Origin of the sequence: Marinomonas alcarazii (genome assembly GCF_003208215.1) — a bacterium.
GTDB classification, from domain to species: domain Bacteria; phylum Pseudomonadota; class Gammaproteobacteria; order Pseudomonadales; family Marinomonadaceae; genus Marinomonas; species Marinomonas alcarazii.
In genome coordinates this window covers 89334-105027 of record NZ_QKLW01000007.1, presented here as the reverse complement: position 1 = coordinate 105027, position 15694 = coordinate 89334, and the positions used below count along the sequence as shown (strand labels likewise).

At 44.2% G+C, this 15694-nt stretch carries 14 protein-coding genes; 11 read left to right on the top strand and 3 right to left on the bottom strand.

What is annotated here, in order from left to right; all coding sequences use genetic code 11:
* Nucleotides 1-144: 144 nt before the first annotated feature.
* From rsd to trmB, 4 genes are all read left to right on the top strand, one after another.
* Complete coding sequence (gene rsd, locus DFP75_RS13965) at nucleotides 145-615, top strand: sigma D regulator (protein ID WP_110576666.1); 471 nt, start codon at nucleotides 145-147, stop codon at nucleotides 613-615.
* Nucleotides 587-1570: a WD40 repeat domain-containing protein gene (locus tag DFP75_RS13960; protein WP_110576665.1), complete on the top strand. Its 984-nt coding sequence runs from the start codon at nucleotides 587-589 to the stop codon at nucleotides 1568-1570. The genes rsd and DFP75_RS13960 overlap by 29 nt, the downstream gene beginning before the upstream one ends.
* A gap of 31 nt (nucleotides 1571-1601) precedes the next feature.
* Complete coding sequence (locus tag DFP75_RS13955) at nucleotides 1602-2024, top strand: DUF423 domain-containing protein (protein ID WP_110576664.1); 423 nt, start codon at nucleotides 1602-1604, stop codon at nucleotides 2022-2024.
* A 142-nt stretch (nucleotides 2025-2166) separates the two neighbouring features.
* Nucleotides 2167-2874 (top strand): tRNA (guanosine(46)-N7)-methyltransferase TrmB, encoded by a 708-nt coding sequence (gene trmB, locus DFP75_RS13950; protein WP_110576663.1) that lies wholly within the window; start codon nucleotides 2167-2169, stop codon nucleotides 2872-2874.
* A gap of 105 nt (nucleotides 2875-2979) precedes the next feature.
* On the opposite strand, the gene DFP75_RS13945 is transcribed toward trmB, so the two are convergent.
* Nucleotides 2980-3378, bottom strand: coding sequence for an H-NS histone family protein (locus tag DFP75_RS13945; protein ID WP_110576662.1), 399 nt, complete (start codon nucleotides 3376-3378; stop codon nucleotides 2980-2982).
* Between the two features lie 350 nt (nucleotides 3379-3728).
* Between DFP75_RS13945 and DFP75_RS13940 the strand changes: the two genes are divergently transcribed.
* Together DFP75_RS13940 and DFP75_RS18330 are read left to right on the top strand one after the other, a co-directional pair.
* Nucleotides 3729-5891 (top strand): Tex family protein, encoded by a 2163-nt coding sequence (locus tag DFP75_RS13940; RefSeq protein WP_110576661.1) that lies wholly within the window; start codon nucleotides 3729-3731, stop codon nucleotides 5889-5891.
* A gap of 422 nt (nucleotides 5892-6313) precedes the next feature.
* Nucleotides 6314-6502 carry a hypothetical protein gene (locus DFP75_RS18330; protein WP_146219963.1) on the top strand — a complete coding sequence of 63 codons (189 nt, stop codon included), beginning with the start codon at nucleotides 6314-6316 and terminating at the stop codon, nucleotides 6500-6502.
* Between the two features lie 70 nt (nucleotides 6503-6572).
* On the opposite strand, the gene DFP75_RS13935 is transcribed toward DFP75_RS18330, so the two are convergent.
* On the bottom strand, nucleotides 6573-7166 hold the full coding sequence (locus DFP75_RS13935; protein WP_110576660.1) for an FMN-dependent NADH-azoreductase: 594 nt from the start codon (nucleotides 7164-7166) through the stop codon (nucleotides 6573-6575).
* Between the two features lie 165 nt (nucleotides 7167-7331).
* Between DFP75_RS13935 and DFP75_RS13930 the strand changes: the two genes are divergently transcribed.
* Nucleotides 7332-8249, top strand: a complete 918-nt coding sequence (locus DFP75_RS13930; protein ID WP_110576745.1) for a LysR family transcriptional regulator — start codon at nucleotides 7332-7334, stop codon at nucleotides 8247-8249.
* A 38-nt stretch (nucleotides 8250-8287) separates the two neighbouring features.
* Here DFP75_RS13930 and DFP75_RS13925 read toward each other — a convergent pair whose 3' ends face one another.
* Complete coding sequence (locus DFP75_RS13925) at nucleotides 8288-8842, bottom strand: MSMEG_1061 family FMN-dependent PPOX-type flavoprotein (RefSeq protein ID WP_110576659.1); 555 nt, start codon at nucleotides 8840-8842, stop codon at nucleotides 8288-8290.
* A 295-nt stretch (nucleotides 8843-9137) separates the two neighbouring features.
* Between DFP75_RS13925 and glmU the strand changes: the two genes are divergently transcribed.
* From glmU to DFP75_RS13900, 4 genes are all read left to right on the top strand, one after another.
* Nucleotides 9138-10499, top strand: a complete 1362-nt coding sequence (gene glmU / locus DFP75_RS13915) for a bifunctional UDP-N-acetylglucosamine diphosphorylase/glucosamine-1-phosphate N-acetyltransferase GlmU (RefSeq protein WP_110576657.1) — start codon at nucleotides 9138-9140, stop codon at nucleotides 10497-10499.
* A gap of 348 nt (nucleotides 10500-10847) precedes the next feature.
* Nucleotides 10848-12674 carry a glutamine--fructose-6-phosphate transaminase (isomerizing) gene (gene glmS, locus DFP75_RS13910; protein WP_110576656.1) on the top strand — a complete coding sequence of 609 codons (1827 nt, stop codon included), beginning with the start codon at nucleotides 10848-10850 and terminating at the stop codon, nucleotides 12672-12674.
* 133 nt (nucleotides 12675-12807) lie between these two features.
* The gene (locus DFP75_RS13905; RefSeq protein WP_110576655.1) at nucleotides 12808-13626 is read left to right on the top strand and encodes a TnsA endonuclease N-terminal domain-containing protein; all 819 of its coding nucleotides are present in this window, start codon (nucleotides 12808-12810) and stop codon (nucleotides 13624-13626) included.
* Nucleotides 13616-15682 (top strand): Mu transposase C-terminal domain-containing protein, encoded by a 2067-nt coding sequence (locus DFP75_RS13900; protein ID WP_110576654.1) that lies wholly within the window; start codon nucleotides 13616-13618, stop codon nucleotides 15680-15682. The genes DFP75_RS13905 and DFP75_RS13900 overlap by 11 nt, the downstream gene beginning before the upstream one ends.
* Nucleotides 15683-15694: the final 12 nt, after the last annotated feature.

Here is a 15694-nt window from a genome sequence, read left to right as displayed (position 1 = left end):
GCAAAGTGATGGTGGGGACAGTCATGCTATTCCCACCTTTAAAAGGTTACAAATCCTTCTGACTATCGTATTGCAGGGGGTTGTGTATCGGAATATGCTTGAGAAAAGATAGTAATAATAATTAACGCCTAATGGAGTCTGCATATGTTAGAAGGTTGTAAAACAGCCCAAGAGCGATGGGGCGGAGTTCATGTCATTATTGATCGCTGGTTAGCTCAGCGTCGACAGCTGCTGGAGATGGGAGTGTATTTGCGAGAGCGTGGAGATTTAACGCCAACCGATACGCCAAAGATCCAATCCTTTTGTGAGTTGCTGGTGGATTATGTTTCCGCGGGTCACTTTACCGTCTATGAACAACTGGCTATAGAAGCGAAAGAGTTTCACGATGATAGCGCTGTAGTATTGTTGCGTGAACTACTGCCTAAGATCGACAGTACGACTGAGATCGCCATTGAGTTTAACGACAAATACGACACCAAAGAGCATTGTAACGAGCAGCTGGAAGCCTTGCCTTTTTCACTGCAGGCGTTGGCTTTGGTTATGGCTGAACGATTCGAATACGAAGATCAGTTGATCAAGGAATTGCATGAAGCGCACAGTGAAAAAAACGCTTGAGCTTGGTGTCATCGTATTCAGCTCAATAGCACTTTTATCCTGCTCGGCAGAAGCACCCACTCGAACGGCAAAATACGCTGTGCAGGGATTGCATGCTGCGGTCTTGAGCGATGATGGCTCGGCCGCTTTAATTGGTTCCATTCAGCATGGGGGCAGTTATTGGGTAAACGCAATTAACGAGCGTCGCTTTAACTGGAACCATGCGCCAAACGAATATACGACCCTGTTGGGAGTCGACATTGATCCTAGCGGGCAATTTGCCGCAACGGGTGGTGGTCGTTCGTTGGTGTTGTGGAGTACAACAACCGGTAAGTCTGATGGCTTTTGGACGACACCTGGTGACATTCAATCATTAAAACTGACCCAAAACGGTAACTATGCGCTGGTTGGCTTAAATGACCAAACGGCGCGTTTTTTTGATATCAAACAAGGTGGCATCCGACAAACATTGCGTACGGGGACAACCGTTCGTGCTGTTGATGTCACAGCAGATGGCTTGTTAGGCATCACCGGCGATGACTTTTCAAAAGTGATCCTATGGGATATGCAAACTGGCGAGAAAAAATTCGAGTGGCCTTTAGATAATGCGATTGCTAGCGTGGCGTTATCGGCAGACGGTAAGTACGCCTTTGGTGCTGCTCAACTTGGTAGTGCTAAAATTTGGTCGACAAGAACAGGGCAAGAGTTGACGAAAATAGACACTGGGGCGTTAAAGTATCGTAATGTTACGATCAGTCAGGCCGCTTTTTCTCCAGACGACCGATCTATTCTTCTGGGGGAAGTAACAGGGCGCGTGTCTTTGGTTCAGGTCAGTACGGGTGAGGTACAAAAAGAATGGGACGTTATTCAAGAAAACGCCCGACTCACCGGTTCTAGTGTCCTAGCGCTGGCGCATGGTTCGGGTAATCGCTACTACGCAATTGGCAGCAATGGTTACTTGAACGTATTAGAATAATCCCTTCATTTAAACGATAAGTACGCGAGTCATGACGGATAAAAACAGACCTGAAGTTTCCCCTATTACTCAAAAAACCTTATCCAAGTGGGCGGCTTTGTTTGCTATTCAGGCGGCTCTTTCTGTTGCTGCTGGTGCGTTTGGTGCGCATGCCTTAACGGCGATACTAGATGCCAAAGCCCTTGGCTGGTGGCACACAGCGAGCCAATATTTAATGTATCACGCCTTGGCTGGTCTGTTGGTTGTTGCGCTGTCTTCCCTTGTATCATCTTGTAAGCGCATACTGATATTACTTTCTTTAGGAAATCTGTTTTTTGCTGGAAGCTTATATACTATGGCATTGACAGGTTATACCTACCTAGGAGCCATAACGCCAATAGGTGGCTTTTGCTATTTGCTGGCTTGGTGTTATTTGGCTTTATGTTTATGGCGGTCAACGCGGCATCAAGGCTAATTTTTGATCTGACAAAGCAGGACAGGTTTAGGGTTTTCGGGTAGTATTGCGTCCAAAATTTACAGTGGGTGTTTTGTATTATCAAATATTGATTAATACGCTCATTCAAATCGAACATATTTAAGCTAAGCGATACGAAATCATGCAAGAGCAAGATACAGAAATACAAGAACCGAGTCATAAACGTACCATTAGAAGCTTTGTAGTACGTGGTGGTCGTATGACTGAAGGCCAACAAAAGAACTATGACGCAAACTGGGCGGTATACGGTTTAAATCTCCCTGATGGTCGCATTGACTACAAAACCGTGTTTGGTCGTGAAGCTGATGTAGTGATCGAAGTGGGTTTTGGCATGGGAGCATCCCTTGTTGAAATGGCAAAGAATGCACCAGAGAAAGACTTTATCGGTATTGAAGTACACCCGCCAGGCGTTGCTAAGCTGATGATGCTAGCGAAAGAAGAAGGTGTGACGAATTTACGTGTGTATTGTGATGACGCCATTGAAGTAATGGCAAATTGCTTACCACAACACAAGGCGAGTGGCTTTCAGCTATTTTTCCCAGACCCTTGGCACAAAAAGAAACACAACAAGCGTCGTATCGTACAGCCATTGTTTGCTCAGCAAGTGGCAAATGTCCTAAAAGAGGGTGGCCTTTTCCATATGGCGACCGACTGGGAACCTTATGCCGAACATATGATGGAAGTGATGGAAGCACAAGAAGGCTATCAAAATGCGGCTGGCAAAGGGCAGTATCATCCGCGTCCAGAATGGCGACCTTTGACTAAGTTTGAACAACGCGGCGAGCGTTTGGGGCATGGCGTTTGGGATTTGATTTATTCTAAAGTCTAAATCAAATCATGAGAACGCTAAATTAGCATTCCATGTCTAATATCGAGTTAATAAAAAAGCGACCTTGGGTCGCTTTTTTATTATTCGAAAGATGAGCATCAAATATTATTTGATTTCTACGCTTTCACGGCTGTTGCCAGCGTCAAAGTATTCTTGGAATACTTTTGGTGTGCGGCCACGGCCAGTCCATTCGTGTGTTTGACCATCAACAACTAGACGGTATTTAGGTTCTACTGTTTTGCCTTTTGTAGCGCCCGCTTTTGGCGTAGTCAAAAGGGCAACTTCTTCCATTGTTAAGCCGCTTTTAGCGATAAGATTAGCAATTTCTTCTGCGCGAGCAGATTTTAATGCTTGCTCTGCTTCACGTGCCGCTTCTTCTTCTTTCGCTTTCTCAAGCGCATTAGTGAAGCCTGCGATTAGGTTTTCAAGCTGTGCAACGCTTAATTCTTTACCAGCAGCGCGAGCTTTCGCTTTATTGCCTGCTAATTCAACTAATAAACTCATTGGTGTCCCCTATCTATCTGTTAAGAACGAATTGTGTGGTCCTGCATTAAAAAAGAGATCCATCTATTACACACAGTGGTGTGGTAAAATCGTTAGTCAAAGCATGTTACTTTTTAATAATCAGCTTCGTTTACTCTTGTTCATGAATTGAAATTCAGATAAGAGATGACTTTCAATCTTCTAATGATACTAATTCAATATTTAAGAAGATGTTGAATTACTGTCATTATATTTTGGTGTGATTCTATACTATTTCAAGTTTGTGTGTGGATTTTAATAAAAAATAACCTAACATGCTAATAAAATAATGTTCGTAGACTGTTATAAAAGTGTAAATAATAGGGTAATAAATGAATTCTATACCAGATAACTTAAGCGCAGAATTTTCTATATTAAAAAAGTACAGCAATAACATCATTAAGTTATTTGAAGAAGGAGCCACGGTACCTTTCATTGCTCGCTATAGAAAAGAAAGCACGGGTGGTATGAGTGATATGGATTTGCGTGCCTTTTTTGATAGATGGCAATATTTAGTCGAATTAAACAAACGCAAAGAAAGCATACTGTCTTTATTAGCTAATGATACAAATGTCACCGATACAGTTAGACAGAAAATACAAAGTGCGACGTCTAAAAACGAATTAGAAGATCTATATGCCCCCTTCAAAAAAGCGCGCAAAACAAAAGCGGATGAAGCAAGAGAGCAAGGCTTGCTGCCTTTGGCGTGTTTGATATGGTCAGGTGAAAGGTCTGACAGTGTATCCGCAATCGAGGCTTGGATAAGACAAAACAATATTGCAATATCGGCTGAATCGGCACTGGACGGTGTCATTGAGATATTGAGTGACGCTATTTCAAATGACAGTGAGGTTCTAAAAAAAGGGCGTACAGAGTTGCTTAAGAACGGTCGATTAGTCAGCCGAGTATTGCGAGGAAAAAAAGAAATCGGCGAAAAATTCCGAGACTATTTTGATTACCAAGAAGACATAAATAAAGTACCCGCCCACAGACTATTGGCACTATTTCGAGGAAAAAAAGAGGCTATATTAAAGTTAAGCATGGCTTTAAAGAGCGGAGGTTTTTATCCAGAGAACTTAATGTTTCCTCATTTAAACCAATTGCTTGATGATCAACAAACAGAAACTCATCGACTAACTTCTGTACAGCGGCGTTATTTAAACATCGCCTGGGAGAAGAAACTGCTTACTAAGTTAGAAAGCGATGTATTAACACAACTGAAAGAACGGGCAGAAGAAGGGGCGATTCAGGTATTTGCTGATAACTTGCAAGACTTACTTATGGCCGCGCCAGCGGGGGCACATAGAGTGTTGGGTGTTGATCCTGGTTTCCGTAACGGCGTCAAGCTGGCTGTAATCGATGAGCAAGGAAATGTGCTGGATCACGGTGTGATTTATCCCCACGGCCCACAAAATAAGACACAAGAGGCCAACGCTCGACTCCTAGCGCTAATCAATAAATACTGCATTACTTGGGTAGCGATTGGTAATGGAACCGCCTCACGTGAGACTGAGTCTTTACTAAAGGCTTTGATAGCGGAGCAGGGCTTAGACTGCCGTGCCGTTGTTGTCAGTGAAGCGGGAGCTTCTGTGTATTCCGCATCGCCCATTGCGATTCAAGAATTCCCTGATTTAGACGTCACCATTCGTGGCGCGGTGTCGATTGCGCGACGTTTTCAGGATCCCTTAGCCGAGCTAGTTAAAATTGATCCTCAAGCCATAGGCGTTGGGCAATATCAGCACGACGTTAAAGCCTCTCTGCTCTCAAAGTCCCTCGCTAATGTCGTGGAGGATTGTGTGAACCGCGTTGGGGTGGATATCAATCTCGCATCGGTGTCTTTGCTGTCTTATGTTTCGGGTCTAACCAATCGACTAGCGCAAAACATCGTTGAGTATCGACAGAAAAAAGGTCGCATCGAGTCCCGAGCCGAATTGTTGAAAATAAAAGGGGTAGGCGATAAGTGTTTTGAGCAATGTGCCGGATTCTTAAGGATCTTGAACGGCAAAGAGCCGCTGGATCAGTCCGGTGTTCACCCGGAATCTTATCCTTTGGTGAAGAAAATGGCTGAGCAAGTTTCTCTCAAAGCGAATGACCTTTTAAACAACGTCCAAGCTTTACAGCAATTAAAACAGCTGGCACCCAGTGTTGCGCAAGCGGGTGATTTTACCTATTCTGACATTTTGGCAGAGCTTGCCAAGCCTGGTCGAGATCCACGTCCAGAATTTCGTTACGCGTCTTTTGATCACAGTATTCAGAAGCTTGAAGATGTACAGGAAGGTATGACCTTAGAAGGCGTTGTGACCAATGTGGCGGCGTTTGGTGCCTTTGTCGACCTTGGGGTGCATCAAGATGGTCTGATTCACATTTCGCAGCTTGCTAACCGATTTGTGAAAGACCCAAGAGAGTTGGTGCGCGTGGGACAAGTCGTCAATGTTACTGTGATAGAAGTGGATATACAGCGTAAGCGAATCGCGCTGAAAGCCAATGGGCTTTAAGAGAGAGGCTTATGGACGTCAGATCACGCCTCGTCTCATCAGACCTAGGGAGCGTCTCATTTATGATGTTATTGTAGGTTGGATGAGGGAGGCACGACCGTGATCCAACACTGTCAGATCACGTCTCATCCGACCTACGGTTTTGTGGGTGCGATGTCTTTGTTGGAATGTCGGATCACGCCTCGTACCTCGTCTCATCCGACCTACGGGTTGGTGGGTGCGATGTCTTTGCTGGGATGTCGGATCACGCCTCGTGCCTCGTCTCATCCGACCTACGGTTTTGTGGGTGCGATGTCTTTGTTGGGATGTCGGATCACGCCTCGTGCCTCGTCTCATCCGACCTACGGTTTTGTGGGTGCGATGTCTTTGCCGGAATATCGGATCGCGCCTCGTCTCATCCGACCTACGGTTTTGTGGGTGCGATGTCTTTGCTGGAATGTCGGATCACGCCTCGTGCCTCGACTCATCCGACCTACGTTTTTGTGGGTACGATGTTTTTGTTGGAATGTCGTATCACGCCTCGTGCCTTGTCTCATCCGACCTACGGTCTTGTGGGCGCGATGTCTTTGCTGGAATGTCGGATCACGCCTCGTTTATGGGTGGTGATTTGAATCTAAGCAAAAAAAACCGATTAGAAAATTCTAATCGGTTTTTTTAAAGGGAAAACGCGAGGCTAATAAATTAAGCCGCAGAAGCGATTTTTGCTTTTGCTTGGTTGAAAGATTCTTCGCCAGGCTCGCCAAGTGCTTGGCCACCAGCAATGAAAGTTTCTTTTACAGTGATACCAACAAAACCTAAGAAAGTGTTTAGGTAAGGTACTTGGTGGTCCATTGGTGTTTCTGCCAAGAAGCTACCGCTTGCAACGAAAACGTAAGCGTCTTTGTTAAGCATACCAACCGGGCCAGTTTCCGTGTATTGGAAAGTACGACCAGCGCGAGCAATGTAATCAAAGTAAGACTTCAAAGTAGAAGGGATACCAAAGTTATACATAGGCGCAGAAACAGTGACAACGTCAGCCGCTTCGATTTCGCTAATCAGTTCATCACCAATCGCAACAATTGCTTTTTGCTCAGCAGTGCGGTCTTCTTCTGGTGTGAATAGTGCGCCCAAAGTTTCACTTGTAAAGTGTGGTAGTGGGTTCGCATCAACATCACGAACAACCACTTTGCCATCTGGGTTTTTTGCTAACCAGTTTTGAACAAATTCATTTGCTAGTTGACGTGATTTTGAATTTTCGCCAGAAGCACTAGAGTCGATACGTAATAATGTAGCCATGTTTGATTCTCCGTAATAAAGGGGTTAGAGCCTTTAAGGCGCTATGTATTGATTAATGTCCATCATAATATAACCAACATATTCGATAAAAAAGTGACATTTTTTGGGGATATTGATCGAAAAATACGATACATTGTTTCTTCTTATTTTATAGCGAGAATGATCTTGAAAGCTCCGAGAGTAACCCTAGAACAATGGCGAGTCTTGCAATCAGTGGTTGATAAAGGCGGCTTTGCCCAAGCAGCGGAAGCCCTACACAAAAGCCAGTCGTCGGTGAGTTACACGGTTGCTAAGCTGCAAGAACAGCTTGGATATCCGCTATTGATCATTGAAGGTCGAAAAGCCAAATTAACGGAACGGGGCGAAGTGCTCTTACGCCGGTCTCGGCATTTAATAAAAGAAGCGGTAGACCTAGAAGAACTGGCTCATACGCTGGGGCAAGGCTGGGAGCCAGAACTTGAATTAGTAGTGGATCAAGCGTTTCCCACACCCGCTCTATTGAGGGCGCTGCAAGCATTCGAACCGCAAAGCCAAGGCACGCAAGTTCAGCTAAAAGAAGCGGTATTGAGCGGAGGCGAAGAAGCCCTGCGAAAAGGTAGCCCAGATTTAGTGCTCAGTAGCATTGTCCCGAAAGGCTATCTGGCGGATCCCATTGTGGAAGTAGAAATGATCGCTGTCGCAGCGAGCAGCCATCCATTGCTACAAGAAGCCGAGCCTATTAATAATGAGCGACTGAGCCGAGAGCTACAAATTGTCATTCGAGACTCTGCCTCTGAAACGTCTGTTGATGCGGGTTGGTTAGGCACGGATCGTCGTTGGACGGTATCGAGCGTGCAATCCGCACTGGAAATAGTGACCAGCGGTATTGGTTTTGCTTGGTTGCCTAAGGCCGACCTAGATTACGCCCTGCAAAGTGGAAAATTGAAAAAGCTGAAATTGATCTCTGGCAGTGAACGAAATTTCCATATGTATGCCATCTTCGGCAAAGGCGAACGAACAGGGCCGGCAACTAGGCTACTGGTTGAGCTGCTTCAGGCGGAATGCAATGCCTGCCCAAGTCGTAAAACCTCGACATTATCGTGAGAACCCCTCGCATTAGAATGACGCTAATCAAGTCTCAATTACTCAGAGACTTGATCTTGAATGATAGCCAATAATGAAGGCAAGAAAGAGCGCTCTACTTTGTTCTCTTCGCTCCAAAGCTTAGCAACCGCAATGGCTTTAGGGCAGTGAAAGAGTAATTTATGCACTTGTATTTTCACGACTAACTTAGGGGGCTTGTTGTCCTCAGCGAACAGCTCAAGTGTGTCCTTGTCGGTGTGCAGGCTTGCTGTGCCTTTTACACGCACCACTTCACCAATGCCAGGAATCATAAACAGCAGCCCAACTTCGGGGCGTTCCACAATGTTTCTTAGGCTGTCCAGGCGATTGTTACCAGGAAGGTCTGAAAAAGCCAGCGTATTAGCATCCACAACTTTGACAAATCCAGCGTCTCCTCCACGAGGAGACACATCAGCAAAGCCGTTTTCGTCCGACGTCGACATGATCATAAAAGGGCAGTGCTTAATAAATGTGATGGCGTGTTGTTCTAGGGCATCAATCTCTTTTTTTAACGCTAAAGGGTGCGCCTCTTTATAAAGTGCATCAAGTTGCTGTGGCTCGCTGAGTTTACTCATGCTCATCCTTTGTTGTGGGTGGAGCAGTAACCACTGATAATGGTTACTATTAATATTGAACGGTATTTTATACTGCAAACGCCCTAATGTAACCACTCGCCTTTAGATTGCTCATTCTCTGACAATATAGATTTGTGTCTCGCTTAGAAGTGTTGAAAATCATTGATTTACTATTTTTTAGATAAATTGTCATTTTTTTTGTGACAATTTGGGTTGTGGCGTTTTTGGCAAAAAGGTCTAATAGCTTACATTCCAAATTATTCATTGCATAAAGACGCCAACACAAGGACGCTTCATGACTCAGGACATCGTAATTCTTGCTGCCGGAAAAGGCAGCCGAATGAAATCCGCCTTTTCCAAAGTACTGCACAAAGTAGGCGGTATCGCCATGGTCAGAAGAGTGCTGACAACGGCAAGTACACTGGAAAACGCCAATTTACATCTTGTGGTCGGTCATCAAGGCGAGCAAGTCGAAGCAAATTGTCAGGATTTTTCAGCCAATATTGTTTGGCAGAATGATCCACAAGGTACGGGCGATGCGTTACGTCGCGTTGCGCCTTTTTTACAAGCAGACGGCGCAACCTTAACCTTGTACGGTGATGTGCCGCTTATCCGTGCTAGCACATTGCAAAAAATGACGGCGCTATCAAATTCTAACACCTTGGTTTTATTGACGATTTCTCTTGATAATCCAACGGGTTACGGGCGTATCGTACGTGACGAGCAAGGTAAAGTTACCGCTATCGTAGAGCAAAAAGACGCCTCGGCAAGTGAACTTGCTATCAAAGAAGTGAACACTGGCATTCTATTAGCACCAAATGCACACCTTCAAGCATGGCTTGCCGCTTTAAAAAACAACAATGCCCAAGGTGAATATTACCTAACGGACGTGATTGCCATGGCGGCACGTGATGGCGTTGATATCGTTACGGTTAATCCAGAAAACGAAGCCGAAGTCGCGGGTGTGAATGATCGTGTGCAGCTGGCGGCGTTAGAGCGAGAGCTACAAAATCAGCAAGCCATTCGTCTAATGCAAAATGGCGCCACTTTATTGGACCCATCTCGCATTGATGTGCGTGGTGAACTCGTCACTGGTAATGACGTGATCATCGATGTGAACTGTGTATTTGAAGGTAAGGTCACATTAGGTGCAGGTGTAGAAATTGGGCCAAACTGCCACCTCAAAAACTGTACCGTGGGCGATAATACCATCATCAAAAGCAACACGCTGATCGAAGACAGCCAAGTTGGAGAATCTTGTGATATCGGGCCATTTGCACGCTTACGCCCAGGCACGCAACTTGCCAACAAAGCCAAAATTGGCAACTTTGTTGAAACCAAAAAAGCCATTATTGGTGAAGGCAGTAAAGTGAACCACTTGAGCTACATTGGTGACACGGAAATGGGCGCCAACGTCAACGTGGGCGCAGGCACCATTACTTGCAATTATGACGGTGTGAATAAACATAAGACGCAAGTGGCCGATAACGTATTTATTGGTTCTAACTCATCGTTAGTTGCTCCCGTACAAATAGAAGAAGGCGCAACGATCGCCGCAGGGTCTACTATTACGAAACAAGTTGGCGAGAAACAATTGGCGTTCGCCAGAGCGCGACAAACCAACAAAGACAATTGGCCACGACCCACTAAAAAATAACGTTTCAGCTTTTAAGCTCTTTGGATGTAATTCCTCGGCGCTAATAATCATAGCCACGATTGTCATTCCCGCGAAGGCGGGAAGCCAGTGGTATTGTCTAAATAGGGTTATTTCCGATGACCATAAGTGATTGATTCCCGCCTTCGCGGGAATGACGGAATAGAAATGACGGAATAGGAATGACGGAATAGAAATGACGGAATAGGAATGACGGAATAGAAATGACGGAATAGAAATGACGGAATAGAAAAGGGGTCAGATCCCTTTTACAGAACATTCGTAATTAGACTATTTATTATTAAATTTAAGGGGGCAGACCCCTTTTGCAGACTCAAAGAAGGATTCTCCATGTGCGGAATAGTTGGCGCCATTGCACGTCGTAACGTATCAAAGATTTTAATCGAAGGCCTAAGCCGTCTTGAATACCGTGGTTATGACTCTTCCGGTGTTGCGATTAACAACGATGAAGGTGTGTTTTCACACCGTGCCGTTGGTAAGGTTCAGGCATTAAAAGACAAATTCGCAGCAGAACCATTGGATGGCAAAATGGGCATCGCACATACTCGTTGGGCGACCCATGGCAAGCCAACGGAAGCCAACGCACACCCTCACTTCTCTGGTGATGACCTTGCTCTAGTGCACAACGGCATTATTGAAAACCACGAGCCTTTGCGTCGTGAATTAAAAGCCAAAGGTTATGAGTTTAAATCCGAAACAGACACCGAAGTCATCGTTCACCTTATTCACGATGCCATGAAAACACAGCCAGACTTGCTTAAAGCCGTTCAAGCTGCGTTAACAAAACTGCATGGTGCTTTTGCGATAGGTGTGGTGCAAAAAGACGATAACGAACGCTTTATCGCGGCCCGAAAAGGCAGCCCGCTTGTTGTTGGGGTTGGTATTGAAGAAAATTTTGTCGCCTCTGATCAGCTTGCTCTGTTGCACGTTACAGACCAATTCATCTTCTTAGAAGAAGGCGATGTGGCGGAAGTAAGCCGTGATCAAGTATCTATTTATGATGCAAAAGGCGAATTGCAAGACCGTCCAATCAGCGTCTTTAACCACAACGTCGATGCCACAGACAAAGGCGAATTTCGTCATTACATGATGAAAGAAATCTACGAACAACCAAAAGTGATTAGCGCGTGTTTAGAAGGCCGCATCAGCGAAACGAAAGTGCTGACTAGCTGCTTTGGTGCTGACTCTGGCTTTTTAAAAGAAGTGGAAAATGTTCATATCGTTGCTTGTGGCACCAGCTACCATGCAGGCATGGTGGCCAAATACTGGATCGAAGATTTGGCTGGACTGCCATGTACCGTTGAAGTGGCCAGCGAATACCGCTACCGCAAAGTAGCCGTGCCTAAGAAAACCTTGTTCTTAACCTTGTCCCAGTCAGGTGAAACAGCGGATACCTTGGCAGCGTTACGCATGGCAAAAGAACTCGGTTATTTGACCACCTTGGCTATTTGTAACGTGCCATCTAGCACGCTAGTGCGTGAGTCAGCGCTTACTTTGTTGACCAATGCTGGCCCTGAAATTGGTGTGGCATCCACCAAAGCCTTTACCACTCAGCTAACCGCACTATTGATCACCAGTGTCGCCATTGCGGTTGAAAACGGTTTGTCCGCAGAGAAAGAAAAAGAGCTTGTACAAGCCATGCGTTCTTTGCCTGCCCATGTGAATGATGCGTTATTGGCTGACACTCATATTAAAAAAGTAGCCGATCAATTTGCTAATAAAACCAACGCGTTATTTTTGGGGCGTGGCACCATGTTCCCAATCGCGCTAGAAGGTTCATTGAAGCTGAAAGAGATTTCTTATATTCATGCGGAAGCTTACCCGGCAGGTGAACTGAAGCACGGGCCATTGGCATTGGTTGATGAAGACATGCCGATTATAGCTTTGGTTCCACATAACGACATGTTGGACAAACTTAAGTCAAACCTACAAGAAGTCGCCGCCCGCGGTGGTGAATTGTTCGTCTTTGCAGACAAAGACACAGATCTTCATAATGAAGAAAACATCACCTTCACAGAAGTGCCAAAAGTAGACAGCATCCTAGAGCCGATTGTGCATACCATTCCGCTGCAGTTGTTGTCTTACCACGTTGCTGTAGTAAAAGGCACAGACGTGGATCAGCCGCGTAACCTAGCGAAATCCGTTACCGTTGAATAGTTTTCATAAGAACTAAGCAGTAGATGTACGACTATAATAAAGTTTGATAATTTATAATATAGTTTGATTTTTTATAATATAGTTTGATATTTTTTGCCCCCCTGCTATCCTCAGATAGACAGGGGGGCAATTTATGTATGATTCGGAAAGATCACTAGATCCAAAAGATGAAAAACGACTAAAAACCAGAGGTATTGGATCTGGACGTAAGTATGAACCTTTCATCAAAGTCCATGAAATTAGTAGTAAAGGTGAAAGCTATCGAATCTTTGGCCGAAACTCATCACGCCCCCACCATCTCCTATCTCGTTTAGAATTATCTGCCTTTCTTATTTTTGATCGCTATTACCTTACCGTCGATATTAAGGAGCAATACCCACTTCCTATAGTAGACACCCTCAGTATTTGTGAGCGATTGGGTATTAAGCACCCTCAAATATTAGGAAAGCTAAAAGTCGTTACAACGGATTTAGTAATAGAACTAAAGAACAAAAACGGTTTAGCTGTTGCTGTTAAATATGCAGAAGATCTGAATGACATGCGAACGGTTGAAAAACTTCAGATTGAGAAGGTGTTTTGGGAGCAGCAAGGCTATGAATGGAAGCTTTTTACGGAACAAGAAATTAGTGCAGCTATTAAAGAAAATTTAGAATGGCTTCATGCCGCCCATCAAAATTCAAACGATCTTTATACAGAATTATCTCTTAGTGATATCCAGTTGGTTTATCAGAGATTTACAGGCTCTGAAAAGAGGCTGTCGACAGTTTGTTCTGCGTTAGATGATGAGTACTCTTGTGAGCCAGGCTTTCATATTGGAGTAACTCGCAAGGCAATTGCGGCCAACCTAATAGATGTGCCTCTAGGCAAGGTATTCAGGCAGTGGTCTTGTTCAGACCTTTCACTCACGCATAGCCTCACTCTGATTGAAGGATATGCCTTAGATGTATCTTAATCGAGTCTATTTGGATCCCCATTCCACCCCAGCATCGCAACTACGTGTGGTTCTTGAACAAGTTGATTTCTTGATGTTGATTGATATCAATGATGATAAGGCATGGCCATTTCGCATAGGAACATCTGAAATAGATTCATTAGGGCTGGAGTTAATACCTGATCCTATTGAGTTAACAGTACTTGGTCTAGGCTCAAAAGCTGAGGAAGCTAGAGATCGAGCGTATAGCGCTATTGCCCCCTTACTTGAGCATAATGTCGAATTATTTGATAAAACACTACGAAATAAACATATCAAAGCATTACTTGAAAATACGGACGAGAAAAGACTCTACATTACGCGTCAGCTAAGACGGTATTGGCAACGAGGGATGACTCCTGATGCCTTGGCTCTCGATTACTCAAACTGCGGAGCCCCAGGCGAAGTACGAAGAAGCGTTACTAGTAAATTAGGACGAAAACGTTCCGTTACACCTGGAAAAGGGATGATTGTTACGGATGAAATTGCTGGCTTTTTTCGTCTCTCTATAGAAGCTTTTTACCTTTTAAGAGAGGACATTGATCTTCCTAAAGCTCGGACTAAGGCGATTGGCTATATAAAATCAAAATACCCCAAAATACACGAAAGCGATTTGCCAACAGACATGCAGTTTCGTTACTTTTTTGAAAGAAACTACAGTAGACCGGATGTTGTTAGGGCAAGGGCTTCAAGCATTGAGTATGAAAAAGATATAGCCCCCTTAAAAAGTACCTCAGTTACAAACAACTTTGGTCCAGGAGCTAGATATGAGATTGATGCCACCATTGCTGATGTGTTTTTGATTTCTGCGTTAGATCCAGATCGGATTATTGGACGCCCCATAATTTATAAAGTTAAAGATGTGTTTAGTCGAATGACAGTTGGATTATATGTTGGGTTAGAAAATCCTTCATGGGCTACTGCATCGATCGCTTTAGCTAATGCTTTCTGTGACAAAGTTGAATATTGCCGACGCTTTGGTATTGAGATTACTTATAATGATTGGCCAAGTGTAGGGACTCCTGCAGTAGTAACGGCCGACCGTGGTGAGCTATTGGGTAAGCATGGCGATATTTTGGTTAATCGCTTTGGCATCACGCTATCCAATACTCGAGCATATCATGGGGATGATAAGGGAATCGTTGAGCGATCGTTTAAGACGATGCATGCAGATATATTGCCCTATGTACAAGGGAAAGTAGAACCAATTAATGGCAAAAAAAAAGCAGGCAAACGGTATGAGTTATCTGCTGATTTAACTCTATATGACTTTACAAGAATGGTGATCATATCTGAGATTAACCGTAACACAACAGGAGTACTAAGCGGTTATGATTTTGAGTCAGATATGCCTACAGACCTTGCACCTGTTCCTGTTGATTTATGGAATTGGGGAGTTCGCAACCGCACAGGTGTGCTACGTGAGGTTGATGAAATGTTAACTTTTATTAATTTTTTACCTCATGAAAAAGCGACTGTCTCGGTTTTGGGAATCTGTTTTAAAGGACTTTATTACACATGCTCTGAAGCTGTGAGCTTAGGCTGGTTTCATAAAAATAAAGCAGCGCCTAGACCCAAAAGCTTAGAGATAGCTTATGATCCACTTGATACCAATTCTATTTATATTAGACCGGATAGCCAATTTAATAGTGTATGGAAATGTTCGTTAGAGTCTCGAAGCCGTAGATATAAGGATATGAGTTTCACTGAGGCGGTAAGCATTCTGAGAGAAAGCAGAACAGCTATAGCGGCAAGCAAGCAAAGGGCTGATTACAAAGCACCTGATCTACAAAACGAAATTGAAGAAATTGCCCTTCAAGCTGCCAAGCGTAAAAAGAATACCGATTTATCCATTAAAAGTGAAAGACTCCGAGGGATTCGGGATAATCGACAGCAAGAAAAGGAGTCAGAACGGCAAAAAGAAAGAAGCAGTAGCCGTAAGTCATTAAATGTATCTCAAAAAGCGACAGTAACGCCTATTAACTTAGAAATAATATCTGAGCCTGATTTTGACTTTCCTGATCTAGATGATTTTTAGCGGAGTTGTATT

What these genes read in the sequence shown, in the direction of transcription:
- DFP75_RS13960 (WP_110576665.1), top strand. Translation starts at nt 587, where the DNA reads ATGAAGCGCACAGTGAAAAAAACGCTTGAGCTTGGTGTCATCGTATTC.
- trmB (WP_110576663.1), top strand. Translation starts at nt 2,167, where the DNA reads ATGCAAGAGCAAGATACAGAAATACAAGAACCGAGTCATAAACGTACC.
- DFP75_RS13955 (WP_110576664.1), top strand. Translation starts at nt 1,602, where the DNA reads ATGACGGATAAAAACAGACCTGAAGTTTCCCCTATTACTCAAAAAACC.
- DFP75_RS13905 (WP_110576655.1), top strand. Translation starts at nt 12,808, where the DNA reads ATGTATGATTCGGAAAGATCACTAGATCCAAAAGATGAAAAACGACTA.
- DFP75_RS13935 (WP_110576660.1), bottom strand. Translation starts at nt 7,166, where the DNA reads ATGGCTACATTATTACGTATCGACTCTAGTGCTTCTGGCGAAAATTCA.
- DFP75_RS13925 (WP_110576659.1), bottom strand. Translation starts at nt 8,842, where the DNA reads ATGAGTAAACTCAGCGAGCCACAGCAACTTGATGCACTTTATAAAGAG.
- glmS (WP_110576656.1), top strand. Translation starts at nt 10,848, where the DNA reads ATGTGCGGAATAGTTGGCGCCATTGCACGTCGTAACGTATCAAAGATT.
- rsd (WP_110576666.1), top strand. Translation starts at nt 145, where the DNA reads ATGTTAGAAGGTTGTAAAACAGCCCAAGAGCGATGGGGCGGAGTTCAT.
- DFP75_RS13940 (WP_110576661.1), top strand. Translation starts at nt 3,729, where the DNA reads ATGAATTCTATACCAGATAACTTAAGCGCAGAATTTTCTATATTAAAA.
- DFP75_RS13900 (WP_110576654.1), top strand. Translation starts at nt 13,616, where the DNA reads ATGTATCTTAATCGAGTCTATTTGGATCCCCATTCCACCCCAGCATCG.
- DFP75_RS13945 (WP_110576662.1), bottom strand. Translation starts at nt 3,378, where the DNA reads ATGAGTTTATTAGTTGAATTAGCAGGCAATAAAGCGAAAGCTCGCGCT.
- DFP75_RS18330 (WP_146219963.1), top strand. Translation starts at nt 6,314, where the DNA reads ATGTCTTTGCTGGAATGTCGGATCACGCCTCGTGCCTCGACTCATCCG.
- glmU (WP_110576657.1), top strand. Translation starts at nt 9,138, where the DNA reads ATGACTCAGGACATCGTAATTCTTGCTGCCGGAAAAGGCAGCCGAATG.